Raw genomic sequence first — 24,049 nt, 5'->3', positions numbered from 1 at the left:
AAGAAGCGGTGTTTTTATATTACGCAATGCACGAGCTTCACTACTCCCCATCTGAACTCCTGGAATTATACGAATCCCCAAGACCGTTCAAAGCATTCCTTTTCGGACTCATCAGCTACAAGCTAGACATGCTAGAAAAAGAAGCAAAGAAAGGAGGTAAATAATTGGCGAAACTTACAGCACGATTTGAATTAGAAGACCGGGTGTCGAAGAAGTTATTACGCATTCAAAAACGATTTCAAACGTTTGAGAAGCAGCTCAAACCATTTAGAAAACCAGTGAAAATAAGTCTGGAAATGGATGAAAAGAAATTAAGAAACCTCACTTTATCGCTGCGGAAAGTTTCAGTATTTTCTATGAGGCTGGATCAAGGAATCTATCGGGATCTAAAAGCATTGAACAATCAGTTAAATATGATTCCAAATCATCTGGTCATATCCTTTCAAGCGAAGGGGCTGAATGTCATTAAATCCAACATAGATCGTTTGAAACAAATGGGGACAAGTTCCATTATGCTGACGTTTAAACTAAACGATCAATTGTCAGCGAAAATGTCATCGATCAAAAAATCAATCCTTCAGCTCATCAACAGAACGTACTATATGAGATTAAACATGGTTGACCAAGCCACGGCTGCAATTCAACGAATCAAAAAGACACTCAAAAGCTTGACGATGTCCAAACACGAAATCAGAGTGTCTGTTCAAGACAATGCAAAAAGTAAGCTGAAAAAACGAGATCAGGCAGAGTCTGTTGTGAAAGAAAAGAAAGTAAAAAAGCAACCTAATGCAACTGCTGCTACAAAAACGAATGAAAACAAACAGAGCTGGTTGGGTAATTTGGGAAATAAGGCACTAAAAGAAATTGAAAAATATGCAGGTGACGTTACCGATAAGCTGAAGGAAAAATTGAGTCCTAGAAAATTTTGGGATGAGAAGGCGCTACCTTGGATTGAAACAAAAATCGACGAATACAAGCAAGAAGTGATCGGACGAATTAGTGAGAAGATTAAAATCAATCCTGAGGATTATTTAGATAAATGGGTTAACAAAGGATTAGATTGGATCCTTGGTCCGAAAAATCAAACGAATGACTCGGGTGGATCTAATAATAATGCTTCATCAGGGCAACCGGGTAACCAGAACTCAGACCAAACGCAAAATGAAAAAGGTTTATTTAGAGTAAGCTGCTGTTCTTGTTGTGCAAAAGGTTTAAATCCAACGGGAACTGCCCGAACAGATAATAGAAATGGACCCAAAAACCAACCGAATAATCCAACGGGAACTTCAAGGGTGGAAAAGAATAGAAAGCTCCCAACTAAATTAGGTGGTCTAACCAAAAAAATACCAGGTGTTATGGCTATCGCAGGGCTCGCTGGGATGCTCAAAGATACCGATAAGCTAAAAGGCTTAGGAGATACATTTAAAAATTTAGGTAAAGGAGCAGGTAAGCTATTAAAAAAGGTACCAATTCTTGGGCCCTTGCTTAGTGCAACAGAATTAATCGGCACAACAAAAGAAAATGTAGGCGAAAAAGTAGGAGGATTCGGCGGGGGCGTCGCTGGTGGTATGGGTGGTGCCGCGATAGGAACAATGATTGCACCAGGTATTGGCACAGCAATTGGCGGAATCTTAGGTAGTATTTTAGGCGAAAGCTTAGGAAAATGGATCGGTAAAATGTTTGATGATGGAACCTTGAAGAAAAAATGGGATGACATTGTCAAAGGTGCTGAAAATGCAGTTAAGTGGATTAAAGAAATCTGGAACAAAGTTTCGAGCTGGATCAATAATAATGTTTTAATTCCTATTACAACGTTCTTCGGTGAGACATGGAATTGGATCACTGAAAAATGGGGACAGCTTTCTTCTTGGTTCATGGAAAAAGTTTGGCTGCCTATTTATAATTTTTCAGTCCCGATTATCAATTTTGTAGTTGGTGTATTTGATGTTGCTTGGACAATTATCAAAAATATTTGGGCAGTAGCATCTAAATGGTTCATGGATTATGTTTGGGAACCATTTGGCCAATATGCGATAGAAGCAATTGGCTGGGTATGGAATAAACTTGTTGACACATGGAATTGGATTCAGGAAACATGGGGTGTATTCTCTGAATGGTTTTTAACAAATGTTTGGGACCCATTTGGTCAATATGCGATAGAAGCAATTGGCTGGGTATGGAATAAACTTGTTGAAACGTGGAACTGGATTCAGGAGACATGGAGTGTATTCGCTGAATGGTTTAATGAATACGTTTGGACGCCTTTTAAAACATATGCAATACCTGCAATTATGTTTATATGGAATCTGTTTCAAAATACATGGAACTGGATTCAAGAAAAATGGGGTGCATTCTCTGAGTGGTTTAATGAATACGTTTGGACACCGTTTAAAACTTATGCCCTGCCAGCCATTACTTTTGTGTGGAATTTGTTTCAAAATACATGGAGCTGGATTAAAACTACCTGGGAGAAAGTTTCAACTTGGTTTGATGAAAATGTATGGCAACCCTATCAAAAATATGCCAAGCCAGCAATTGAATTCGTGTGGGAAAAATTTAATGAAGCATGGGAAACGATCAAGGGTATCTGGAAAAAAGTGAGTTCATGGTTCGAAGAGAAAGTATTTAATCCTTTGAAAGAGCATGCTGAAACTTTAAAGAAAACATGGGAAGGTATCTTTGGCGTTGTAGGAAATGTATTTGATACGGCTAAAAAAATTGGTGGGAAATTTCTTAATATCTTTATTAAAAAAGGTGAAGAAAAAACAGGTTTGAAACCGTCTGAGAAAGCAGCAAATAACGCCACAGGCGGCTATATCACCCAGCCAACCTTATCATGGGTCGGTGAAGCTGGTAACGAATTTGTCATTCCAACTCAAAATAACCGAGGGCGCGGTAAGATGCTGCTTGCACAGGCTGCTTCTCAACTTGGAATGTCTGTTGTCCCGAGCGGAGCGGCAGGAAATCCAGTGTCAAGCTCCCCAGCACCTACAACTCTAACATCTTCTGTAGGTTCAATGAGCGGAGGCGGATCAGTCTCGATGAATGCGAACATTCAAGCCTCTAGCATTGGCGAGCAATTTAATAACGATTTTGAACAAGGGTTAAACCGTAAAGTCATCTCTCTTGATCAATGGAAACAAAAGAATATTCAGCAGCCTTTTGGTCAATTGACATCAGACTCAGGTAAGTATGGTCAGCAAACGGTTTCTGCCTTTGCAAATGGTCAGCAGATGACACCAACAGGAACAGATAGCTTCTTGCAAAGTCGTGTAAAAGCACCATACCAACAAGTGATGACGGCATCACCAACTTGGGGTTCTGGAACGGTTAGTGGTTTTGCGGCAGGGCAAAATGCCACATCAGTTGGTACTAGCCAATACGTAGATCAGCACATCAAACAACCATTCCTGCAAGCAAAACAAGAATCACCAGGCTGGGGTTCTGGAATGATTGACGCCTTTAACAGCGGCATTCGTTCCAAAGGAAGCGAAGTCACGCAAGCAGCCAAAGAAATGGCGAAGAAAGTAGAGCAGGCGTTTAGAGAGGAATTAGACATTCATTCCCCTTCACGCGTCATGATGAGTCTTGGGAAATTTGCGTCAATCGGTGTTGTCAAAGGGCTTGACTCAGTTGATGTGAAAAAATTTGCTGAAAATCAGGCTGGTTCATTAATCGGTGCCTTCAGCGGTATGGGAGCTTCAGGGCTTAATATTAAACAATGGCTCATGGCGGCTATCATGGCAACTGGTACATCAATGAGCTGGCTTCCAGGTCTGATGACCATCGCGCAGCATGAGTCACGTGGAAATCCGAGAGCGATCAACTTATGGGATTCCAACGCCAAAAAGGGAACCCCTTCTAAAGGCTTAATGCAAACCATTGGAACGACGTTTAACGCCAATAAAGGCAAAGGCATGAATGACATTTGGAACCCAATTCATAATGCCGTAGCAGCTATTAACTACATTAAGGGAAGATATGGAACAGTCTTCAACACGCCGGGATTACGAAGTATGAGAAGAGGCGGACCTTATAAAGGCTATGCAAATGGCGGATTGATTACTCAAGAGCAGGTGGCTAGAGTCGGTGAAGGAAATAAACGCGAATGGATCATTCCAGAGGAAAGAGGCATTCGCGGAAGGTATTTATTGACGCAGGCAGCCAAGGCACTTGGGATGCAAGTATATGATCCATCAAATGCATCTGCTCCTTTACCGGAAGCACAGATGCAGCAAGTTACCTCAGCTCAGTCTACTGGCAGTACAACTTCGCCAGGTAATAAACAGATTACGATTCAATTCAATGGAGATCAGCATTTCCATAATGGACAAGATCAGCAATCGCTAGTCGAAAAAATTAAACAAATGCTTGTAGATGAACTAGAAGTAGAGATTCATACAGGAACGAAGGGGGTCGTAATTGATGGGTAAATCAGTGTATCAATTGTGGATTTCCCAAGGAAAGGACAAGTTGCGATTCCCTGTCCTTCCATCCGAACTCGAAATCACAAATAACGTACAAAATGAAACGGTAAAGGTCGCCTCTTTTGGAGAACTGACCTTTATTGACGTACCATCGGCTAAACAAGTATCATTCACCTCATTATTTCCTAAGAAATATTCGCCGATTGCTGAATATAAAAGCATTCCATCACCAGAGAATGCTATCGCGAAAATTGAACGAATGATGCGTTCAAAGAAATCCGTGCGGTTGATTGTAACTGGAACAAAAATCAATATGACGTGCAGCATTGAAAGCTTCACCCACAAGGAAGGGTCATATGATATTGGAGATCGTGAATTTACGATCGAGTTAAAGGAATACAAAACTGCATCTCCTAGGAAAATAAAACGTAAGAAAAAAGCAAAACAAACGAAAAAGAAACGACCTTCAAAAACACCACCAAAAATGTACACCGTCAAAAAAGGGGATACGCTATGGGCCATTTCTGGCAGGTTTTATGGCGACAGTACAAAATGGCGGCGTATTTGGAATGCCAATAAATTAGCGATGATTAAACGTAGCAGACGCAATATTAAGCAGCCGGGGCATTGGATTTTCCCTGGACAAAGGTTGAAAATACCACAATAGGGGGGCTGGCATTGATCGAGCTTTTTGCCATCAGAAGCGGCACCATGTATGAGCTTGTCACAGAGAGTGTGACACTTCAGGGGCAAAGGTATCAAGCCCCTCGCTCAATTCAGGCAAATATTATCACAAAACAAGGCAGTCAAACATATTACCGTGTCTCGGAAGGGGACACGGTTCTTTTTAAATGGAAAGGAAAAGAGCTGTTTAGAGGCATTGTTTTTTCGCGGACGCCGGTTGAAGGAAAGCTGACGTTTACTGCATACGATATGCTCCAATATTTGGTGAAAAACCAAGATGTCTATGTTTTTTCAAATCAAAGAGCAGATCAAATCTTAAGGCGGATTGGAGCCGACTTTCAAATTCCAATGACTTCTATCTCCAATACAGGACATGTCATAAAATCACTAGTCTTTAAAAATGACACGAGCCTGTATGACATGATATTGAAAGCATTGAAAGAAACGAAGCGGCAAACAGGAAGAAACTATCAAATCTTTTCTGCTAAAGGCAAGATGGGGCTGAGAGCCTGGCCTGATCCAGAGGACGTCTGGGTCATTGAATCAGGCGTCAATCTCATCAGTTATCAATACAGCACCTCGATTGAAGAGACAGCCACTCGAGTCAAGATGCGTACGTCTGCTGATGAACAGGGGAAGAATAAGAAAAAAGGCAGTAAATCCGAGATTGTGGTGATTGAACAGGATAAAGCCGGTCAGAATAAATACGGTATTTTACAGCATGTTGAGACAGTCACAGGGCAAATCAACCAGCCGCAGCTGCAAAAAAGAGCCAAAGTACGGCTGGCAGAGAAAAAAGGCGTCAAACAAGAAGTCAAAAGCATACAAGCGTTAGGAATTCCAGAGCTGCAAAGCGGTCTCCCAATCTATTTGAAAATTCCTGAAATCAACGTGAAAAAAACTTACTGGATCGATCAAGACAAACATGAATTCAGTGGGGTGAAACACACCATGACCATTGATGTTGTTGAGAAAAATTCCATGCCAAAGGGTGATCAAGCGTGAGATTAAGTGAAGCGATTAAACGATTGGCAGTGAATGCAGTAGACGCAGAATCTCCAATTGATCTTGTCATCGGAGAAGTCACGGCAGTTTCCCCTCTGAGCATCCGATTAAATGAAAATCATAAGCTGATCATTCCAGAAGAATTACTGATTTGGCCGAAGCGCTTAAATAAGGGTGAGGATGATGAGCTGAAAAGGGGAGACAGTATTATGGTGCTTGCAATGGCAGGAGGCCAGTCCTTTTACATCATCGACAAATTGTAAGGGAGGTGATGAACGTGGCACTTTCACCAGAGGAAGAAATCGAGGAAACAGAAGAAGATGAAGAAGTCGAAACCTCGACGACGTATCGAATAGATTTTGAAACTGGCAGGCTGACAGGCGAAACCATTTCAGGCATCGAGGCAATTCGGCAATTCGTTTATATGACACTTAGGACAGAGCGGTATGCACATCCTATCTACAGCCACGACATTGGTACTGAAATTCAGGAGCTGTTGACGGATACAGAAGCCACGGATGAATACAAAGAAATGGAAATTCCAAGGCTGCTAGAGGAAGCACTGCTCGTTGACGAGCGGATTGACCATATTGAAGAGTTAGAGGTCACAAAGCAAAATGACTCATTTCATGTCAAACTAGCAATTGTCACAGATGAGGGCACATTAGAAATAGAGGAGGTGATGGAGGGCGATGTTTGAGGAACAAACGTACGAAGCATTAATGGAAAGAATGCTGGATAGACTGCCAGATGATATAGATAAAAGAGAAAACAGCGTCATTTGGAATGCCTTGGCACCTGCTGCCGCTGAATTGGCCCAGTCCTATATTTGGCTTGATCAAGTGTTTGAGCTGGTCTTTGCAGATACAGCACAAGGAGAGTTTCTAGATCGGCGGGCTGCTGAAGTAGGAATTGAAAGAAAACCAGCCACTAAAGCAGTTTGGTCAGCGGCCATTCAGCCAGAAAATATCAACATTCCAGCTGGTTCACGTTTTTTTATTGAAGACGTTTATTTCCAGTATTCGAAGGATGGCACGCTAGAATGCGAGACACCTGGTAAAGCCGGCAATGTTCAGTTAACAGATCAGCCGCTGCTGTCACTTGATACAATTCCAGGACTTGAATCGATTAAGATGAAAGAACTGGTGATACCAGGTCAAGAGGAGGAAGATGACGCTTCTTTATATGATCGATATTTAATACGTGCGAGGCGGGAGGCTGTCAGTGCCAACAGGGCGCATTATAAAAAATGGGCTGAAGAAGTGCCCGGTGTTGGCAGAGCGAAAGTGTTCCCGCTTTGGAACGGAGAAGGGACGGTCAAAATTGTCATCACAGATGGCAATCTAGATGTTGCATCAGACCTTCTTGTCAAAAGAGTACAGGAATATATCGACCCAGTGCCGGGTGAAGGAGAAGGACAAGCGCCTATAGGCTCAAAAGCAATCGTTGAAAGCGCCAAATGGCTGGATATCGACATAGAAGTGACTGTCGAACTTCAAATGGACTGGACCCTTGAAGGAGCTCAGAAAGAAATAGAAGAAAAGGTCAAGACGCTGTTAAAATCAATCGCATTTGAAAAGAGTACCATTCGAATGTCTGCCTTAAATGATATTCTGTACCATTCAGAAAGTGTGTCAGATTATGCAGATGTGTTATTGAATGGGGAGTCGAAAAACTTAGTATTACAGGACATTGAGATTCCGCGTCTTAGGCAGGTGAAGGTTATTGAGCAAACAGGATGAAATGAAAAACTACTTGCCGCCATATTTTACAAAGATTTATGAAGTGGATCACCTGCTCAAGACAGAGGCACCGGAATTTGAGCAATTGGACGAATCCATTTTCGACTTAACGGATCAGTTCTTTCCTTTAACTGCGACATGGGGATTAAACAGATGGGAAAGAATGCTGAAGGTGCAGCGGGAATCAGATGATTCAATTGAACTGCGAAGGGCACGCTTACTCAATATGATGTCAAATATTCCGCCAATCACGTATCTTTCATTAGAGAAATCAGTCAATCGCTTTCTCAAGAATCCAAGTGCTGTCATCCGTCTCACAACCAATCGGTATCATTTCGCCTTACGTGTGAACTTAGATGATCTGCAAAACACGAGATATATTGTAGAAATACTTGAAACGTTAAAACCTGCACACTTGGCTTATACGTTCACAGCTTTTCATCATACCGACGTACATGAAAAAAATGATCATCACGGGAGGCTCACACTGCGCAGCAGAGTGGGTTTTTTCGATCATATCCCGATTTTACTCAATGGTGAATTTGTCTTAAATGGTACGTTTTATCTCAGCGGAACACGAGGTACAACGGATGTGCCTGCTCGTTTTCGGCATTCATTAAACATGAGAATGCGGCTTCAACATCAGTCAGAAACAGCATATCGCATGAACTATGTCATGACTGGAGCGGTACATGAAACGAAGCAAGGAGCGGCATTGACTTTACGCACAAAAAATCAGCTCCAGCATCAAACCAAGAAGAAGATGACGTTCCGTCTGCCAGTACATGTCCAAACTGAGCAGGGTGGAAGCTTACTGATCAAAGATCATTACTGGATTCTCGATGGATCTGTTCCGCTGGATGGATCAAAAATGCTAGCAGCAACTTCTAAAAAAATAGATTTATAAGGAGGATCACAATGGCTGATCAATTAACCGTAACAACACTGTATGCACGTCAACAAATGGCAAAGGCAAGAGCTGAAGGAACAAAACTCACAAAAGTCGTCAAAATGGCCTTTGGAAATGGGGGAACGAAGGATGGAAAACCGATCTCACTAGACGGCACTGAACAAAAACTCAAAAAAGAACTAGTCCAAAAAAATATTGATTCGTTTACCTTCATGGAACCAGCAAAAATCCGCTACACCTGCACGATCGCCGAAGGAGAACTGGCAGGAGAAGTGATCAACGAACTAGCACTTGTCGACGAAGACGGCAAATTCACCGCCATTCGCACCATGACAGACAAACAAAAAGACGGCGACATCGAATTTGTTTTTGAGATTGATGATATTTATTAATGGAGGGATTTAAATGGAAATAAATTCACCAAAAACATTTGAAACTAGTGACAAAGCTCATGCTGATTTATTCAATGAAATGGTCCAAACCTTGCTTGAAAACGACAATGGACTGTTAGAACAGCTTACGAGTCACACTCAGGATATGAACCTCCATGCATCTGAAGAAGAAAAGAAAAAATGGAATGACTCACAAATTTATAAAATAACTGCAGACAACGGTATGCAGCTTATCAATGTCTCAGCAGATTCAAAAATATTTGATGCGATTAAGGATAAAGGAACATGTACATTTTACGCAGCTCCTGGAGTAGAAGATTCTCCATCATCGTCAAATATATCACTGAGAGGCATGCAAATAGTAGGCCAAAATAACATAGGGGCAGGCTTTGCGGTAGATATAGCAGGGAAGGCATACAGCTTTTATTACAATCATGGGCATACGACTATTACTTGGACACCTCTTCCGAGTATAAACGATTTAAATAAATGGAATGAAGGGCAACTATCTAAGATAACTGCGGATAATGGAGGGGTGATTCTATCTGTTTCTGATGGTGAAGATTTACTCGAAAAGGTAGTTTCTTTAGGTCCAAGGCATGGAACATTTTATGTTACAGGTAAAGCATTAAACAGCCCAACAACAAGATCGTGTCGTGGTATGTATCATTTTACTTCTCAAGATAGTAATGGAAAAGGTACATTTGGATGGGTCATAGCAATAGATTATAACAATTACATGTATACAAACTATCTTGATTTAAATTTGGGGTGGCAAGGCTGGAAACGTGTTTTAACAAAGGAGGATATGGATAATACTTCTTTTATTGATACGTATGATCTCGATAATTCTTCTGTATCAGCCGTTGAAAACGTTCCAACAAAACTGAATTTTGGTGATACAAGATCAGACGATCTAGGAGAGTATAATCGTTCGCGCGCTGAAATTACACTGAAAAACAATGGTCTGTATTTAATTAGGCTTTATCTTAATAGCAATAACATTCCTGTTGGATCAGATAGTATTTTGTCATGTTATGTGAATGGTACAGAATTTCAACGATTAGGTAACTGGAATCCTGTGGTCTCATCAAGTGTATGTGTATTATACCTTCAACAAAAGTTTAAAGCAGGAGACAAATTAACATTTTATATTACACCCAAAAACACTGGGAGAACCATTACGGTAAATAGAGCTTATGTTACCTTGTCACAGCTAAGATAGGATTATTTGAAAAAGAAAGTGTGTGAACAAATCGGAGGTAGCTGTCGTTCAAGATTTAGTGACACAAGGCCTATTTGCCGTTCACTTTTGCTGGATTCTGTTTTATGTGCTTAATACAACAAAGGAACGAGAACATAAGTTCAATGCATAACATCGCCTAATAATAATGGTTTTTTGAAAGGAGAAAAAGATCATAAAAACACCTCAACCTTTTAGTACGAGCGATAAGGCTCATGCAGATCTTTTTAACAATCTAGTGAAGATTTTGATTGAAAATGACCAAGAACTATTAGAACAATTCAATCTTCATACAGGAGATACAAATCCTCACGTCTCTGATTCAGAAAAGAAGAAATGGAATAAATCGCAGCTATATAAAATGACAAATGATAACGGGTCCCAATTGATTAATATCCCTGCTGGTGGCAGTATCTATGAGGAAATTAAAGCGCTAGGTGCCTGCTCATTCTATGCCCCAGGAGGTTCTGGAGTAGTTGATTCTCCTGCTGTTGGAAATGCTGCATTAAGAGGCTTTCAATTTGTAGGACAAAATAATATTGGAGTAGGAATTGCAATTGACACATCAGGCAATTCATTTTGTTTTTCTTATCATGTGAAAGACATTGGAATTAACTGGGTGCAGATGCCGACTCAAAATGAAAAAAACAAATGGGATGCAGGACAATTATCTAAAATCACTGCTGATGATGGAAAAGCTTTTGAAAGAATTAATGCAGATGATCCTAGCATTTTAGATAAGCTGTTAAAATTGCCGGGAGTTCACTCATGGTACATCCATGAAGCACATCCAGATCTTCCGACAAGAAGTTCCATGAGGGCTTTGTCTGTTTTTAGTGAAAATACCTACGGCTGGGTCATCGGTGCAAACAATACAGGAGATGTCTATATTAACCGTTCAACAACTGATGTAACAGGCACCCAACAAGAGTGGAGCGGTTGGAAGCGTCTCAATGACCATCACCTATTAAACTCAAAGGGATTAAGACTTTCAATGCCAATAGGTACTGATATCTTAACGCTACCATCCGGATTTTACTTTGCTGTTGGATCTAATGTTTTAAATATGCCTGTCGATAATGATTCTTCTTGGTTTAATATCGATATCTTAGAAACTGTAAATGGTAGAAAGACCATTCATGTCATCAGAAGTTTCGACAACACTCATTGGTTCGGGACTGTTCATACTGATGGAGTCTTTAAAGGATGGAAAAAATTAGTCACTGATGCTGATTTTGAAAATGTTAAGTGGCTAAATGTTACCTTAGGCAGCGGTTCTTCTATTGGAGATAGACCAGTTGAATATACTAGATGGGGAAATTTATTATTGTTGAGAGGTCACCTAAAAGCAAATAGAGAAGTTATCTGTGGAAGTATTCCAAGTACGGGCTTACCAGAGAAAGGTCTTGTGGTGTCAGTTCCCGTATCAGGTACAACGGGTCATAGTAAATTACTTATATATAAGACAGGAGAGCTAAAGCTAACTGGTTTACTGGCAGCGAATGAAAGTGCAGTAACTGGCTACTATTTAGACACGGTCGTCCCATTAAATTAAGGAAGAAGTGATAGTATGATACAAGTTTATGAGTACAACCATCAAAATGAATTGGTCAGACCTATCGAAGTGTTTGAGAGGGATGATGAAGGAAATTATATCATTCCAGATCAATGCACAACAATTGCTCCACCCAATAATCCTTCTTTTTATAAAGCAGCTTTTGATGTGGAAAAACAACAATGGTATGAATCAGCGACACAGGAATATATAGATAGCTTAAAACCAGCCCCACTCCCGCCAAGTGTTATAGATATTTTAAAGAAACAAAATGCCTTGTTATCTAAACAATTAACGCAGTTATTGGCTATGCAAGAAGGGGGGACTTCAAAATGATGTTTCCAACTGTAGCAGATATCAAACAATTTTGGGATTGGCAGTGTTACGGCCCAGAGGACATTGCATTTTATGTAAGCATCGGCTGGATCTCGGCAGATGACTATCGAGACATAACAGGAGACAAATACGAAGCCTAATGGCTTTATTTTTTTGTCGGAAAGAAGGTGATTCCAATGGAAGTAGATGTTGTTCAAAACTTAATGACACAAGGCCCATTTGCCGTTCTTTTTTGCTGGATTCTGTTCTATGTTCTCAACACAACAAAGGAAAGAGAAAACAAGCTCAATGAACAAATCGAAGCGCAAAATGAAGTGTTAGCAAAGTTTAGTGAAAAGTATGATGTCGTGATCGACAAGCTCGATAAAATTGAACGGAATTTAAAATAGGAGGGAACATTTATGAAAAACTTCGACAAAGGCACGGTGATCCGCACGGTGCTTCTATTTATGGCATTGATCAACCAAGCGTTAATTCTATTTGGCAAGCCAATATTGCCGATCAGTGAGGATCAAGTCACTTCATTGGCTGAGACATTGTATCTTGCTTTCTCAATGATCTTCACAATCGTAACAACCCTTGTTGCATGGTTCAAAAACAACTATGTGACTGACAAAGGCAAGTTACAAAAAGAAGTCCTGAAACAAAAAGGATTAACAAAATAAAAGCTGCCTTCGGGTGGCTTTTTAAATTCCATTAAACGAATGGGGAGAACACAAATGAATTTTAGACAATTAAGCAAGCTTGTTGATCTTCGAGGAAAAACAAAAAGAAACGGGAGCTATTCAAATGTGGGTGTCAATGCAAAAACGGACATCGCGGTACATCATAGCTTAACAACATCGGGAAACAGCGCAGCTTTTGCAAACTATCATGTAAGCACTAATGGTTGGCCGGGTGTAGCTTATCATTTTGTCATTCTCAAAGACGGTACAATTGAATGGAATCATGATCTAGGAATCAAATCTTATCATGTAGGTAACTCAAACCGCTTTGCTATCGGCATTTGTCTTGTGGGCGATTTCAGAAGTGAAAAGCCGACAGCAGCACAGGAAACGAGTTTCCGAGCTTTAGTAACGGCATTGAAGAAAGATATGCCGAACTACAAAAGAACAAGAGGTCATAATGAGTTTCCGGGCTATTCTTGGAAAGCGTGTCCTGTCTTTGATTATAAGGCAGTTTTAGCTGGTACAGTAAAGCAAACAATTACAAAACCAACGAAGGCATCACCAGCACCATCCAAAAAACCAGCTTCCAAGCCTTCTAAAAAGACATACAACCTGCCTTCTGGCATTTTAAAAGTGACAAAGCCTCTTACAAAGGGATCAGCAGTAAAAGCCGTACAGCAAGCCCTAGCGGCGGTTTACTACTACCCGGACAAAGGAGCGAAAAACAACGGTGTTGATGGCTATTACGGACCGAAAACAGCGGATGCGGTCAAACGGTTCCAATTGATGCATGGACTTGCTGCCGATGGCATCTATGGTCCAAAGACTAAAGCGAAGCTCGAAAAGTTATTAAAATAAAAAGGGCAGGCGGTTATGCCTGCTCATTTCCAAAAAGTTTTATATCTTTTTTACCATTACTTTCTCGCCGTTAAAGTCCAGTTCACCATTAAATTGAAATCCGAATTTTAAATATAGATTTTTAGCAGGTTTATTTTCTTCATATATACTTAAGTAAATTTTATTGCATTTATAAATTTTAGTAAGGTGTCGAATCAGGGCATCAAGCATTTTCTTACCCAAACCTCTTCCTTGAAAACGTTCATCAATAAAGAACCGATCAAGCCAAACTCTCCCATCTTCGTTTGTTTTTGAATCCCCTGGAAATAAACCATACATCGCAAAACCGATTAGATCACCTTGATAGTAAAGTGCTGCTGGTTGATAATATTCACATTTTACAGCATCTTCTAAACAAACTTTTGATGACTCGACATAAGATTTTTGTTGTTCACTTACTTTTAAATCCAATACTGCCGCACGATTATGATCAGTTACTGGCTTTATTTCTATATTCATTACATATTCCTCCAATGTTGTTGTGTTTAGTATCGACTAGCGACTCTTAAAATTTTCTTATCCAAGTACATAAATCATAAAGTATACTGTTACCATATAGTCAAGGAGGGTGTTATTTTTGAATAAAGATTTTAAGAAGTATTTCACAACAGGAGAGTTTTCAAAGCTTTGCGGCATAAAAAAGCAAACTCTTTTTCATTATGATGAGATAGGCTTATTCTCACCAGAAATTAAAAGGGAAAACGGTTACAGATATTATTCATATCATCAATTTGAAATTTTTCAAGTCATTAGTCTATTCAAAGAACTTGGTGTTCCATTAAAAGAAATAAAACGATTAATAAAGCAAAGAACACCAGCTAAGATATTGGAAGTTCTTAAAGAAAAGTCTCTTGATATTGAAAAGAAAATTCATAAATTTAATCAGTTGCAAAAAATTCTAAAAACTAAAATGCAATTAATTGAACAGGCACTTGAAACTGATTTTTCATCGATTTCTTTAAAATTTTTACCCGAAGAAGAATTTATGTTAAGTAGAAAAACATTAAATTTATCTGAAAGAAAATACGTGGCAGCAATTTCAGAGCTCATCCATCTTGCTCAACACTATGAGTTAGATGAAGGATATCCGATAGGAGGTATCCTTTCGCAAGATCAAATTCTAGGACAAGACTTTTATAATTACAGCCATTTCTATATGAAAATAAAGGGTGATTCAGAGAAAATAAATTATTTTATACGCCCAAAAGGTATGTATGCTGTAGGTTATGAGATTGGTGGTGAAATTGAAGATGCGTACCGTAGAATAATGGAATTCGTTGAAAATAAGGGATTAAAGATCGGTAAGAATGCATATGAAGAATATATGTTAGATGAGATGACAGTAGATGGTTACGAAAATACTTATGTTAAAATTCTTCTTCAAATTGAAGAGAGATAAACAAATGCAATTCAAACTCAATACGTCAAACAGATTAATAAATAAGAATTATGCAATGTGAAGTGCATGAAAATATTAAACCCCTTTCCTTAGTGGATTGGGGCTTTTTTATTTGTCTTAAATTACATACTTTACTACTAATACACCATTTGACATTCGGTCATTTGTAACTATGGAAATTACTGTATATTTTAAGTTATGCTTGATGGGATTAAAAAGGGGAGGGTTTGATTTGAATAAAAAATGGATAACAAGAGTTTCATTATCCATTGTAGCTGCGTTGGGTATCTCCTGTACGCTTGGAGAGTTTGCAGATGCAAAAGCTAATCAGCCACAATATGAACAAAAAACACCGTCTGAATCATTTACAAAAAACGATGCTGAATTATATCAAGGCGCGTTAGATCTTGGTCTAACTGACAATGACATCTTCAAAATCGACAGTCTTTTCGACAAAGAAGATAAAGCCACAGTACATAATCCTATACTTGTTGTGATCGGTATAATTACTGGGATGACCGCAATTGTGGGGAGTGGATATGCTGCCGGTCGCTATATCGCCAATCAACTTTATAAGCGCAAGCAGTTAACGAAATCAACTTACAAAAAACACAGATGGGGTTTCAGAGCTGCATTAGTACCGGCAATAGGTATTGCTGCGACATTTGGCTTTGATGACTACTATATGGATATTTAACATGTTTGAGTATATTTTGATTTTACTTATAGTTGCAACTTTGTTATTTACAGTCGTTGAGGTTTCAAAAATAAAGAAAGAAAATAAAATCCTCAAAAATGAAATTGAGGATTTAAAGAAAAACATTAACAAATGAAATTTATTGGCCGCCTAGAAGGACGGCCTTTTTATTTAAAGTATTTTTACATTAAGTATATCTGCAAATTTTATTAAATTTGTATCAGAACGGCTATCTTTTACATGAAACAGTTTCTTTATGTGGTCCACGTATACAACCCGCCCCGATACCTCTCGAACAAACCCATCATCAAATAGCTCGAAATTCAGAGCCAAATCTTCGCTCATAGCAGTCGCTATTGTATACTCTAATTCTTCAATTTGTTCCGGGCTTAAGGCTGGCCGCTCGATCTTATGTTTTGCAAGATGAAGTTGCCTTAATGCTTCGTTGTGCTCAGGCAAGATGAATTTCATCTTCCATCGATTTTGATCTTTTTCCTCATTCCACATTTCATACACCTCATTAGAGATTATAACCGAATATTTGTTCGGTGTCTAAATGTGATGTATAATTAGAGTATACGGTTTTACCCGCGGAAACGGGATTATAAAAATTCGTATATTTCAATGATTAACTTCTTCTTATATTACTCACACTTTTGCTGTCCTTTACGGACAGTTTTTTATTTTGTTTGAGTGTTTTTAATCAAATGGCCCCAAGATGGCCCCAACTTGAAAAAAAGACGCAAAATAAAAATGTTGAAAATAAGAAAAACCCTTACAGCAGTAAGGGTTTTGTGTATGGAGCATAGCGGGATCGAACCGCTGACCTCTACGCTGCCAGCGTAGCGCTCTCCCAGCTGAGCTAATGCCCCGAGGTATGACGACATAATTTATTATAATCAATCCTCCTCTGAAATTCAAGCTGTAAAACGTAAACACATCGTCTATTTTTCCTTCTGCTCAATCGGAATATAGTCAAAAATTTCGCCAGAATGAACAGAATGCGCTAATCGTCTCAGCCAGTCATAATAGGCCTTTGAGCTTTCAAGCTGCTCAATGAGCTGCTGCGCTTCTTCTCTTACATGTTCCTCCAGCTGATCATCACGCGACACCTCTTGAAGCCGCTCTTGCGCTTCTTCAATTGCCGCTAAATTGACCTCGACCTCACGTTCCCATTTTTGCGGAAAGAAGTTCGTGAAAAACTTAAAAAAGTCTTTTTCCGCAACAAAGCTGTGTTTTCTTCGGCCACGGTGAAACGTCTTTTTGACAATATTCATGTCTTGCAGCTTTTTCACACCCGTGCTCATACTCGGTTTACTCATTTGCAGCTCTTCACGCATTTCATCCAGTGTCATTTCCTCATTTAAATACATCGTTCCATATAGAATACCTGCACTTCGTGTAATGCCATAGAGATCCATCGTTTCAGCTATGGAATCAATGACTAGATCTTTAGCAGCTAAAATACGATCTTCTGCTTGCGGTTTTTCCTGCTTTTTCATTTTGTCCCTGCTTTCTATTAAGAAAATTCAATCCGTTCAAAAAAATCTTTATGGACTATATGTTAACGAAAGAATACAAAATGTCAAAATAAATGAAGCATATCTCCCTTTGACAGAAAAATTTGAACATGATAAGTTAATTATGTTCAAAATGTTAAATTTTTATTTAACAAACTTACCAAAGAGAATCAGAGGAGGTCCCTTCTATGAGTCAAACACTATTTATAGACGGACAATGGGTTGGCGCTAAAAGTAGCGACACACGGGATATCATCAATCCGTTCAATCAAGAAGTGATCGCGACAGTCAGCGAAGGATCTAGAAATGACGCGCAGCTAGCCATTAAAGCAGCGAGAAAAGCCTTCGATCAAGGGGACTGGGCAAACCTGCCTGGACTTGAAAGAGGAAATATTGTGTTTAAGATAGCTGAATTGATTAGACGTGATCTTGATGAACTAGCCAAATTGGAATCGCTTGATACAGGCAAAACATTAGAGGAAAGCAAAGCAGATATGGACGATATTGCGAATGTGTTCCAATATTACGCAGGTCTGGCTGATAAAGATGGCGGGGAAATCATTGCATCGCCAATTCCAAACTCGAAAAGTGAATTAGTCAGAGAGCCTGTCGGTGTATGCGGACAAATCACTCCTTGGAACTATCCATTGCTTCAAGCAAGCTGGAAAATCGCACCTGCTCTTGCAGCGGGAAATACAATTGTTCTAAAGCCAAGTGAAATCACACCACTCACCACAATAAAAGTATTTAAACTCATGGAAGAAGCGGGCGTTCCAGCAGGCGTTGCAAACCTAGTGCTTGGACCTGGGGCAACCGTTGGGGATGAGCTTGCTGTAAATGATCAAGTAGATCTGATTTCATTTACAGGCGGTATTGAAACAGGGAAGAAAATTATGCAGGGAGCCAGCGGGAATGTGAAAAAAATAGCCCTTGAGCTTGGCGGAAAGAATCCGAATATTGTGTTTCAAGATGCTGATTTAGACGTAGCGGTTGACCAGGCAATGAATGCTGTGTTTTTCCATGCAGGGCAAGTGTGTTCAGCAGGTTCACGTTTGCTGGTGGAAGAATCCATTCATGATGAATTTTTAGAAGAACTGGTGAAGCGTACGAAAAAAATCAAGCTAGGCAACGGCTTTGATGAAGATACCCAGAGCGGGCCGCTCATCTCAGCTGAGCATCGAGAAAAAGTAGAAAAATACGTCAGCATCGGTTTAGAAGAAGGCGCTAAGTTAGAGACAGGCGGAAAAAGACCTGACGCAGAGGCGCTGCAAAATGGGTTCTTCTACTTGCCGACCATTTTCTCAGGCTGCACGTCAGATATGCGGATTGTACAGGAAGAAGTCTTTGGACCTGTCCTGACAGTCGAATCCTTCCGTACAGAGGAAGAAGTCATCAAGCTGGCAAATGATACGATTTATGGATTAGCAGGAGCTGTGTGGTCTTCTGATATCAGCAAGGCCGAAAGAGTGGCTCGACAATTAAGATTGGGCACGGTTTGGATCAATGACTTCCATCCTTATTTCGCTCAAGCACCTTGGGGTGGCTACAAGCAATCAGGCATTGGGCGCGAATTAGGACGCACGGGGCTTGAAGAATATACCGAACTGAAGCATTTATATCGAAATACAAAACCTGAAGCGGTTCATTGGTTTAAATAAAAATTAAGCATTTGGAGGAGATTCTTTATGACACTAAATATGAAAATTGAAAGCATGCAGAAATTCCACACATTTGAAATTCCAACTGTTATCAAACACGGCATTGGTGCAGTGAAACATGTTGGGGAAGAAGTAAAAGCATACGGCGTTTCAAAGGTATTGCTTGTAACAGACCCTGGTATTTATCAAGCCGGCGTGGTGGACCCAGTAATTGCTTCATTAAAAGAAGCACAAATCGATGTCGTTCTATTTGATAAAGTAGAGCCAAATCCGCCAGTCCGTCTAGTGAACGAAGGATCTGCTTTATATGAAAAAGAAGGCTGTAATGGATTAGTCGCAGTAGGCGGCGGCAGTTCAATGGATACAGCAAAGGCAATCGGAGTAGAGGCGACTCATGAAGGCTCAGTCCTTGATTACGAAGCGGCAGAGGGAAAAAAACCGCTAGAAAACAGAATCCCTCCTTTAACCACTATTCCGACAACAGCTGGTACAGGTTCAGAGGTAACGCAGTGGGCGGTCATTACTGATGAAGAAAGAGAATTCAAATTCAATACTGGTGGACCTCTCATTGCAGCTCATCTAACAGTAATTGATCCAGAGCTTCATGTGTCCATGCCGCCTCATGTGACAGCAATGACTGGAATTGACGCGCTTGCTCACGCGATTGAATGCTATACGATGAAATTTGCTCAGCCGATTACAGATGCGGTAGCGCTCATGGCAATTGAATATGCAGCTCATTATATTCGCCGTGCCTTTGCTGATGGCGAGGACTTAGAAGCCAGATATGGAATGGCACAAGCTGCGATGCTTGCCGGGCTTTCTTATGGAAGTGAATCAGCTGGAGCTGCACATGCGATGAGTCAAACACTCGGAGGTATTATTCCTGTCGCTCACGGTCAGTGTGTTGCAGCGATGATGGGACCAGTGATGGAGTATAACTGGAAAGGGTATCCGGAAAAATTCGCTCGAATTGCGCAAGCGTTTGGGATTGATACAAGCAGAATGACAACAGAGGAAGCAGCCAAAGCAGCTGTGAACTGGATGTATGATTTAGTAGAGGATTTAGAAGTTCCTTCATTAGAAGAACAAGGTGTATCAAAAGATATGATTGATCGTTTATCTAAAGAAGCAATGAAAGATCCGCAAACAGTTGGAAACCCAAGAGATTTAAACGAAAAAGCGTACAAATGGATTTATGCTCGCTGCTTTGAGTTAACACCTAAAACGGTGTAGCAATGAAAAAAGGCTCCCAAAAGGGAGTCTTTTTTATGCCTATAGTTGTTCTTTAATTTCTTTGATTTGATGAATATGGCGTTTTTCGTGTGCGCCGATAAAATCAAGGTATTGCTTAAGGGATAGCTCTTTAAACACAGGGTGTGCAATGACGCGTTTGAAATCTTCCTCAGTAAATGTTGATAAAATTTGATTGAGCTGCTCACGTGCAGTATCGAGCTCATCCTTTAAATGTGTAGGTGTTACATGCTTGCGTTCAGGCTCAACAATACTAGGCGCAGTGGCTTTTTTCGAACGGTCCTCTGCCATTTCTACCGGCTTTGGTTCATATTCTTTAATCGGTGCTTTTTTACCCTCAGCAGCTAGATGTTTTGCTGCAACTAAGTCCATTTTCTTTAAATGATCTGCTACCTCTTGAATACTCCAAGTATCATCAGATAATTTTTGGTTCAATTGCTCTTCGCTCAAACCTTGCAGCTCGTGCCACAATTCTTGTCTCGCTTCATGTAATATACTCATTTTCTCATCACCTCAAGATCAAATTTTAACATAATGGTACATGACAATCATTCTTGAGCTATCCGAAAATCCCTTTGAAGAATTGTGATGAAATATGAAACCTTTACAAAAGTGGTTCGTATTACCTGTTAGAAGGAATACATTGGAGGTGGGTGTGGTCTAAATGAAACAAAAGATGTTCATTTCATGAAGAAAGGATGAGGAAGATGGATGTGTTCGGGCTGCCTCTTCAGACGCTGTATTTATACATATTAATGATATCAGGAATCCTGACACTTGTTTTCGTCTTTTTCGGCGATGTATTTGATGGATTATTTGAAGCGATCCCTGTTCCATTCCTTCAACCAACATTGATCCTCGCATTTCTTACCTTTTTCTCGGCTGGAGGGTTTATCTCTGAAAAAACAGCAATTGTAGGAAGTGGACTTGGCGCAGGATTATCTGCCATCCTCGCAGTGATCCTTGTGACCTGTTTGAATGTATTTGTATTAGTCCCGCTTTCCTCTGCTGAAGAATCTCTCTCTTATACGGAAGCCGATTTAAAAGGAAGAACTGGGGAGATCATTGTATCTGTTCCAAAAGACGGATTTGGAGAAGTGCTGTTAATCAGTAATAGTGGGAAAATCTCAAAGCCAGCTGTCAGTTTCGACCAAGAGGAGATTCCATATGGAACCCGTGTGCTAGTTGTCGAAGTGAACAAAGGCGTCTTATCTGTTATACCAAATGAAGAAATCTAGGAGGGAATGCTATGCCAGGAACAACTATTTTAGTGATCATTGGAATTGTGCTTGTGATTCTTATTGCACTTATTGGTGTATTTGTTTCTAAATACCGGACAGCAGGTCCAGATGAAGCATTAATCGTTACAGGAAGTTACCTAGGAAGTAAAAATGTCCACGTGGATGAAGGTGGAAACAAGATTAAGATTGTAAGAGGCGGCGGTACCTTTGTACTTCCAGTCTTTCAACAAGCAGAGCCGCTCAGCTTACTATCTAGCAAGCTAGACGTTTCAACACCTGAAGTCTATACCGAACAAGGTGTACCAGTCATGGCCGATGGAACGGCCATCATTAAAATTGGCGGATCGATTGAAGAAATCGCGACTGCTGCAGAGCAATTTTTAGGGAAAACAAAAGAAGACCGCGAAAACGAAGCAAGAGAAGTATTAGAAGGCCATCTTCGTTCCATCTTAGGATCAATGACAGTTGAAGAGATTTATAAAAACAGAGAGAAATTCTCTCAAGAAGTACAACGTGTCGCTTCTCAAGATTTAGCGAAAATGGGTCTTGTCATTGTATCGTTTACGATTAAAGATGTTCGTGATAAAAATGGCTATTTAGAATCTCTAGGTAAACCAAGAATTGCCCAAGTAAAACGCGATGCAGATATTGCAACAGCTGAAGCAGATAAAGAAACACGTATCAAACGTGCCGAAGCAGATAAAGATGCGAAGAAATCTGAGCTTGAGCGTGCTACTGAAATCGCTGAAGCAGAAAAGATCAATGAGCTGAAAAGAGCAGAATTTAGACGTGAACAGGATACGGCGAAAGCAAGTGCTGACCAAGCGTACGATCTAGAAACAGCTCGTAACCGTCAGCACGTAACTGAACAAGAAATGCAAGTCAAAATCATTGAGCGTCAGAAACAAATTGAATTAGAAGAAAAAGAGATTCAGCGTCGTGAACGTCAATACGATTCTGAAGTGAAAAAGAAAGCAGATGCGGACCGTTATGCTGTTGAGCAGTCGGCTGCGGCGGAAAAAGCGAAACGCCTTGCTGAAGCAGATGCGAAGAAATACAGCATTGAAGCAATGGCCAAAGCAGAAGCTGAGAAAGTTCGTATTGACGGACTTGCCAAAGCGGAAGCGGATCGTGCAAAAGGGGAAACAGAAGCGGAAGTCATTAGACTAAAAGGACTTGCAGAAGCGGAAGCGAAAGAGAAAATCGCTGAAGCATTCGAACAGTATGGTCAGGCAGCGATCCTTGATATGATTGTGAAAATGCTACCTGAATATGCGAAGCAAGTATCTGCACCACTTTCTAACATTGATAAAATTACTGTTGTGGATACGGGCGGTAACGGGGAAGGCAGCGGTGCCAATAAAGTTACAGGCTATGCCACAAACCTCATGTCCAGTCTGCAAGAAAGCCTGAAAGCATCCTCTGGAATAGATGTGAAAGAAATAATTGAGAACTTTTCCGGCAAAGGAAATGTGAAGCAAAGCATTCAAGAGCTGACAAACGAAATCAAACAGCCAAGAAAAAAAGAGATCGCTGATACTCAAATAGAAGAATAAAATCAATAGACACCTTCCAGCAGAAGGTGTCTATTTTTTATAGAAGAAGTTTTAACCATTGAAATACAGACCATTGAATTCTACGTAATAGGAATTTATGATAATGAAGATAGGGTGTAAAAAACTAAAAGGAGTGGTGCGGATGAAGGTGAGACATGCTGTACATCAAGATATTCCTAAAATCGCCGAAATACATGTGAAGAGCTGGCAAACGACTTATCAAGGCATTATTAATCAGGATTATTTGGATGGTTTAAATATAAAAGGTCGGAAAGAGAGCTGGAGAAAAAGATCGCTTGAAGGCACGTTTGTCGCAGAAGATGCGGATGGCGTATTTGGTTTTGCTTCTTTCGGAAAACAACGTGACGAACGTTATTCTACATATGATGGAGAGCTGTATGCCATCTATTTATTACAACAGAAACAGAAATCAGGTGCGGGTATTGCTTTAATTGCTAAAGGTGTCGATTATTTAATAGAAAAAGGGTATCAGAGGTTGATGCTATGGGTGTTTGAACAAAATTCGGCAAAACAATTTTATCAAAAACTTCAACCTAGTTTTGTCGTTACCAGCCAGTTCGAGCTGGCTGGCGAGAACCATAATGAAATAGGGTATGGATGGGAGCTGTCTATATTGAATAACCGTGTACAGCGGATTAAATCGTCAGCTTCCAGTAATAATGAGAGAAAAAAGTGAAGAGCACAGCAAGCAGCATGTAAGAAATAAACGGTGAAGCTTCTACTTTTCCTTTTACGCCTGCTATTTTTAAAGCTTCATAGAAACCTGCCAAAAAATAAGCAAGACTGAGAATATAGCAGCACAGCATAATGGAGTAAGGGCTCATTGTCGTACCTCCAGCATGAA

Annotated in this window: 28 protein-coding genes, 1 tRNA gene and 1 pseudogene; 24 read left to right on the top strand and 6 right to left on the bottom strand. The window is 40.1% G+C overall.

Going from position 1 to position 24,049, the window contains the following annotated elements; all coding sequences use genetic code 11:
- Positions 1-26: 26 nt before the first annotated feature.
- From MHH65_RS14485 to MHH65_RS14405, 17 genes and pseudogenes are all read left to right on the top strand, one after another.
- Entirely contained in the window at positions 27-164 is a 138-nt protein-coding gene (locus MHH65_RS14485) for a hypothetical protein (protein WP_095357030.1), read from the top strand.
- Positions 165-4,433 (top strand): transglycosylase SLT domain-containing protein, encoded by a 4,269-nt coding sequence (locus tag MHH65_RS14480; protein WP_260983457.1) that lies wholly within the window; start codon positions 165-167, stop codon positions 4,431-4,433.
- On the top strand, positions 4,426-5,094 hold the full coding sequence (locus MHH65_RS14475) for a LysM peptidoglycan-binding domain-containing protein (protein WP_034282467.1): 669 nt from the start codon (positions 4,426-4,428) through the stop codon (positions 5,092-5,094). The genes MHH65_RS14480 and MHH65_RS14475 overlap by 8 nt, the downstream gene beginning before the upstream one ends.
- An 11-nt stretch (positions 5,095-5,105) precedes the next feature.
- Complete coding sequence (locus tag MHH65_RS14470; protein ID WP_101676420.1) at positions 5,106-6,116, top strand: phage portal protein; 1,011 nt, start codon at positions 5,106-5,108, stop codon at positions 6,114-6,116.
- On the top strand, positions 6,113-6,379 hold the full coding sequence (locus MHH65_RS14465) for a DUF2577 family protein (protein WP_024423253.1): 267 nt from the start codon (positions 6,113-6,115) through the stop codon (positions 6,377-6,379). The genes MHH65_RS14470 and MHH65_RS14465 overlap by 4 nt, the downstream gene beginning before the upstream one ends.
- Before the next feature lie 14 nt (positions 6,380-6,393).
- Positions 6,394-6,816, top strand: a complete 423-nt coding sequence (locus tag MHH65_RS14460; protein ID WP_041115871.1) for a DUF2634 domain-containing protein — start codon at positions 6,394-6,396, stop codon at positions 6,814-6,816.
- Entirely contained in the window at positions 6,809-7,858 is a 1,050-nt protein-coding gene (locus MHH65_RS14455; protein WP_268412771.1) for a baseplate J/gp47 family protein, read from the top strand. Before MHH65_RS14460 ends, MHH65_RS14455 begins: the two co-directional genes overlap by 8 nt.
- Positions 7,842-8,765, top strand: a complete 924-nt coding sequence (locus MHH65_RS14450) for a YmfQ family protein (protein WP_268412772.1) — start codon at positions 7,842-7,844, stop codon at positions 8,763-8,765. Before MHH65_RS14455 ends, MHH65_RS14450 begins: the two co-directional genes overlap by 17 nt.
- Positions 8,766-8,776: 11 nt before the next feature.
- A complete protein-coding gene (locus tag MHH65_RS14445; RefSeq protein ID WP_024423249.1) occupies positions 8,777-9,160 on the top strand; it encodes a phage tail protein in 384 nt (127 codons plus the stop codon).
- A 13-nt stretch (positions 9,161-9,173) separates the two neighbouring features.
- Entirely contained in the window at positions 9,174-10,385 is a 1,212-nt protein-coding gene (locus MHH65_RS14440; protein WP_144496346.1) for a hypothetical protein, read from the top strand.
- 22 nt (positions 10,386-10,407) lie between these two features.
- Positions 10,408-10,518: pseudogene (locus MHH65_RS14435) on the top strand (BhlA/UviB family holin-like peptide); the annotation flags it as partial.
- A gap of 123 nt (positions 10,519-10,641) precedes the next feature.
- Positions 10,642-11,958: a hypothetical protein gene (locus tag MHH65_RS14430; RefSeq protein ID WP_252049752.1), complete on the top strand. Its 1,317-nt coding sequence runs from the start codon at positions 10,642-10,644 to the stop codon at positions 11,956-11,958.
- 15 nt (positions 11,959-11,973) lie between these two features.
- Entirely contained in the window at positions 11,974-12,294 is a 321-nt protein-coding gene (locus tag MHH65_RS14425; RefSeq protein WP_101676415.1) for a hypothetical protein, read from the top strand.
- A complete protein-coding gene (locus MHH65_RS14420) occupies positions 12,291-12,434 on the top strand; it encodes an XkdX family protein (RefSeq protein ID WP_180951396.1) in 144 nt (47 codons plus the stop codon). The genes MHH65_RS14425 and MHH65_RS14420 overlap by 4 nt, the downstream gene beginning before the upstream one ends.
- Before the next feature lie 36 nt (positions 12,435-12,470).
- On the top strand, positions 12,471-12,683 hold the full coding sequence (locus MHH65_RS14415) for a BhlA/UviB family holin-like peptide (RefSeq protein WP_034317366.1): 213 nt from the start codon (positions 12,471-12,473) through the stop codon (positions 12,681-12,683).
- Positions 12,684-12,695: 12 nt separating this feature from the next.
- Positions 12,696-12,959, top strand: a complete 264-nt coding sequence (locus tag MHH65_RS14410; protein ID WP_101676414.1) for a phage holin — start codon at positions 12,696-12,698, stop codon at positions 12,957-12,959.
- 54 nt (positions 12,960-13,013) lie between these two features.
- Positions 13,014-13,820, top strand: coding sequence for an N-acetylmuramoyl-L-alanine amidase (locus MHH65_RS14405; protein WP_101676413.1), 807 nt, complete (start codon positions 13,014-13,016; stop codon positions 13,818-13,820).
- Between the two features lie 39 nt (positions 13,821-13,859).
- On the opposite strand, the gene MHH65_RS14400 is transcribed toward MHH65_RS14405, so the two are convergent.
- Positions 13,860-14,318: a GNAT family N-acetyltransferase gene (locus MHH65_RS14400; RefSeq protein WP_098676710.1), complete on the bottom strand. Its 459-nt coding sequence runs from the start codon at positions 14,316-14,318 to the stop codon at positions 13,860-13,862.
- Positions 14,319-14,436: 118 nt separating this feature from the next.
- Between MHH65_RS14400 and MHH65_RS14395 the strand changes: the two genes are divergently transcribed.
- Positions 14,437-15,258, top strand: a complete 822-nt coding sequence (locus MHH65_RS14395; RefSeq protein WP_098676709.1) for a GyrI-like domain-containing protein — start codon at positions 14,437-14,439, stop codon at positions 15,256-15,258.
- Between the two features lie 232 nt (positions 15,259-15,490).
- Entirely contained in the window at positions 15,491-15,955 is a 465-nt protein-coding gene (locus MHH65_RS14390) for a hypothetical protein (RefSeq protein ID WP_101676411.1), read from the top strand.
- Positions 15,956-16,126: 171 nt separating this feature from the next.
- Here MHH65_RS14390 and MHH65_RS14385 read toward each other — a convergent pair whose 3' ends face one another.
- The 3 genes from MHH65_RS14385 to MHH65_RS14375 all read right to left on the bottom strand — a co-directional run bounded on the left by MHH65_RS14385 (position 16,127) and on the right by MHH65_RS14375 (position 17,457).
- Positions 16,127-16,462, bottom strand: coding sequence for a YolD-like family protein (locus MHH65_RS14385; protein WP_101676410.1), 336 nt, complete (start codon positions 16,460-16,462; stop codon positions 16,127-16,129).
- A 292-nt stretch (positions 16,463-16,754) separates the two neighbouring features.
- Positions 16,755-16,827: transfer RNA gene (locus MHH65_RS14380), tRNA-Ala, on the bottom strand.
- 72 nt (positions 16,828-16,899) lie between these two features.
- The gene (locus tag MHH65_RS14375) at positions 16,900-17,457 is read right to left on the bottom strand and encodes a GbsR/MarR family transcriptional regulator (RefSeq protein WP_034284303.1); all 558 of its coding nucleotides are present in this window, start codon (positions 17,455-17,457) and stop codon (positions 16,900-16,902) included.
- Positions 17,458-17,663: 206 nt separating this feature from the next.
- Between MHH65_RS14375 and betB the strand changes: the two genes are divergently transcribed.
- Positions 17,664-19,133, top strand: coding sequence for a betaine-aldehyde dehydrogenase (gene betB, locus MHH65_RS14370; RefSeq protein WP_144496345.1), 1,470 nt, complete (start codon positions 17,664-17,666; stop codon positions 19,131-19,133).
- A 27-nt stretch (positions 19,134-19,160) separates the two neighbouring features.
- Positions 19,161-20,369, top strand: a complete 1,209-nt coding sequence (locus tag MHH65_RS14365; RefSeq protein ID WP_025094230.1) for an iron-containing alcohol dehydrogenase — start codon at positions 19,161-19,163, stop codon at positions 20,367-20,369.
- A gap of 39 nt (positions 20,370-20,408) precedes the next feature.
- Here the strand turns inward: MHH65_RS14365 and MHH65_RS14360 are convergent, their stop codons facing one another.
- Entirely contained in the window at positions 20,409-20,888 is a 480-nt protein-coding gene (locus MHH65_RS14360; protein ID WP_024425883.1) for a DinB family protein, read from the bottom strand.
- Between the two features lie 206 nt (positions 20,889-21,094).
- On the opposite strand from MHH65_RS14360, the gene MHH65_RS14355 reads away from it, so the two are divergent.
- The 3 genes from MHH65_RS14355 to MHH65_RS14345 all read left to right on the top strand — a co-directional run bounded on the left by MHH65_RS14355 (position 21,095) and on the right by MHH65_RS14345 (position 23,881).
- Positions 21,095-21,625: a hypothetical protein gene (locus MHH65_RS14355; RefSeq protein WP_024423235.1), complete on the top strand. Its 531-nt coding sequence runs from the start codon at positions 21,095-21,097 to the stop codon at positions 21,623-21,625.
- Positions 21,626-21,636: 11 nt separating this feature from the next.
- Positions 21,637-23,184 (top strand): flotillin family protein, encoded by a 1,548-nt coding sequence (locus MHH65_RS14350; RefSeq protein WP_034284308.1) that lies wholly within the window; start codon positions 21,637-21,639, stop codon positions 23,182-23,184.
- 142 nt (positions 23,185-23,326) lie between these two features.
- Complete coding sequence (locus MHH65_RS14345; RefSeq protein ID WP_098677640.1) at positions 23,327-23,881, top strand: GNAT family N-acetyltransferase; 555 nt, start codon at positions 23,327-23,329, stop codon at positions 23,879-23,881.
- Here MHH65_RS14345 and MHH65_RS14340 read toward each other — a convergent pair.
- Positions 23,841-24,029, bottom strand: a complete 189-nt coding sequence (locus MHH65_RS14340) for a hypothetical protein (protein WP_024423229.1) — start codon at positions 24,027-24,029, stop codon at positions 23,841-23,843. The genes MHH65_RS14345 and MHH65_RS14340 overlap by 41 nt on opposite strands.
- Between the last annotated feature and the right edge of the window lie 20 nt (positions 24,030-24,049).

Source organism: Bacillus sp. FSL L8-0654, assembly GCF_038629965.1.
Classification (GTDB): Bacteria; Bacillota; Bacilli; order Bacillales; family Bacillaceae; genus Bacillus; species Bacillus safensis.
This window is presented reverse-complemented; position numbering and strand designations above follow the sequence as displayed.

Excerpts from the sequence above, each read along its gene's own strand:
- MHH65_RS14355 (WP_024423235.1), top strand. The coding sequence starts at position 21,095 with ATGGATGTGTTCGGGCTGCCTCTTCAGACGCTGTATTTATACATATTA.
- MHH65_RS14445 (WP_024423249.1), top strand. The coding sequence starts at position 8,777 with ATGGCTGATCAATTAACCGTAACAACACTGTATGCACGTCAACAAATG.
- MHH65_RS14360 (WP_024425883.1), bottom strand. The coding sequence starts at position 20,888 with ATGAGTATATTACATGAAGCGAGACAAGAATTGTGGCACGAGCTGCAA.
- MHH65_RS14340 (WP_024423229.1), bottom strand. The coding sequence starts at position 24,029 with ATGAGCCCTTACTCCATTATGCTGTGCTGCTATATTCTCAGTCTTGCT.
- MHH65_RS14405 (WP_101676413.1), top strand. The coding sequence starts at position 13,014 with ATGAATTTTAGACAATTAAGCAAGCTTGTTGATCTTCGAGGAAAAACA.
- MHH65_RS14485 (WP_095357030.1), top strand. The coding sequence starts at position 27 with ATGCACGAGCTTCACTACTCCCCATCTGAACTCCTGGAATTATACGAA.
- MHH65_RS14420 (WP_180951396.1), top strand. The coding sequence starts at position 12,291 with ATGATGTTTCCAACTGTAGCAGATATCAAACAATTTTGGGATTGGCAG.
- MHH65_RS14365 (WP_025094230.1), top strand. The coding sequence starts at position 19,161 with ATGACACTAAATATGAAAATTGAAAGCATGCAGAAATTCCACACATTT.
- MHH65_RS14345 (WP_098677640.1), top strand. The coding sequence starts at position 23,327 with ATGAAGGTGAGACATGCTGTACATCAAGATATTCCTAAAATCGCCGAA.
- betB (WP_144496345.1), top strand. The coding sequence starts at position 17,664 with ATGAGTCAAACACTATTTATAGACGGACAATGGGTTGGCGCTAAAAGT.
- MHH65_RS14410 (WP_101676414.1), top strand. The coding sequence starts at position 12,696 with ATGAAAAACTTCGACAAAGGCACGGTGATCCGCACGGTGCTTCTATTT.
- MHH65_RS14385 (WP_101676410.1), bottom strand. The coding sequence starts at position 16,462 with ATGTGGAATGAGGAAAAAGATCAAAATCGATGGAAGATGAAATTCATC.
- MHH65_RS14425 (WP_101676415.1), top strand. The coding sequence starts at position 11,974 with ATGATACAAGTTTATGAGTACAACCATCAAAATGAATTGGTCAGACCT.
- MHH65_RS14350 (WP_034284308.1), top strand. The coding sequence starts at position 21,637 with ATGCCAGGAACAACTATTTTAGTGATCATTGGAATTGTGCTTGTGATT.
- MHH65_RS14440 (WP_144496346.1), top strand. The coding sequence starts at position 9,174 with ATGGAAATAAATTCACCAAAAACATTTGAAACTAGTGACAAAGCTCAT.
- MHH65_RS14455 (WP_268412771.1), top strand. The coding sequence starts at position 6,809 with ATGTTTGAGGAACAAACGTACGAAGCATTAATGGAAAGAATGCTGGAT.
- MHH65_RS14400 (WP_098676710.1), bottom strand. The coding sequence starts at position 14,318 with ATGAATATAGAAATAAAGCCAGTAACTGATCATAATCGTGCGGCAGTA.
- MHH65_RS14475 (WP_034282467.1), top strand. The coding sequence starts at position 4,426 with ATGGGTAAATCAGTGTATCAATTGTGGATTTCCCAAGGAAAGGACAAG.
- MHH65_RS14415 (WP_034317366.1), top strand. The coding sequence starts at position 12,471 with ATGGAAGTAGATGTTGTTCAAAACTTAATGACACAAGGCCCATTTGCC.
- MHH65_RS14375 (WP_034284303.1), bottom strand. The coding sequence starts at position 17,457 with ATGAAAAAGCAGGAAAAACCGCAAGCAGAAGATCGTATTTTAGCTGCT.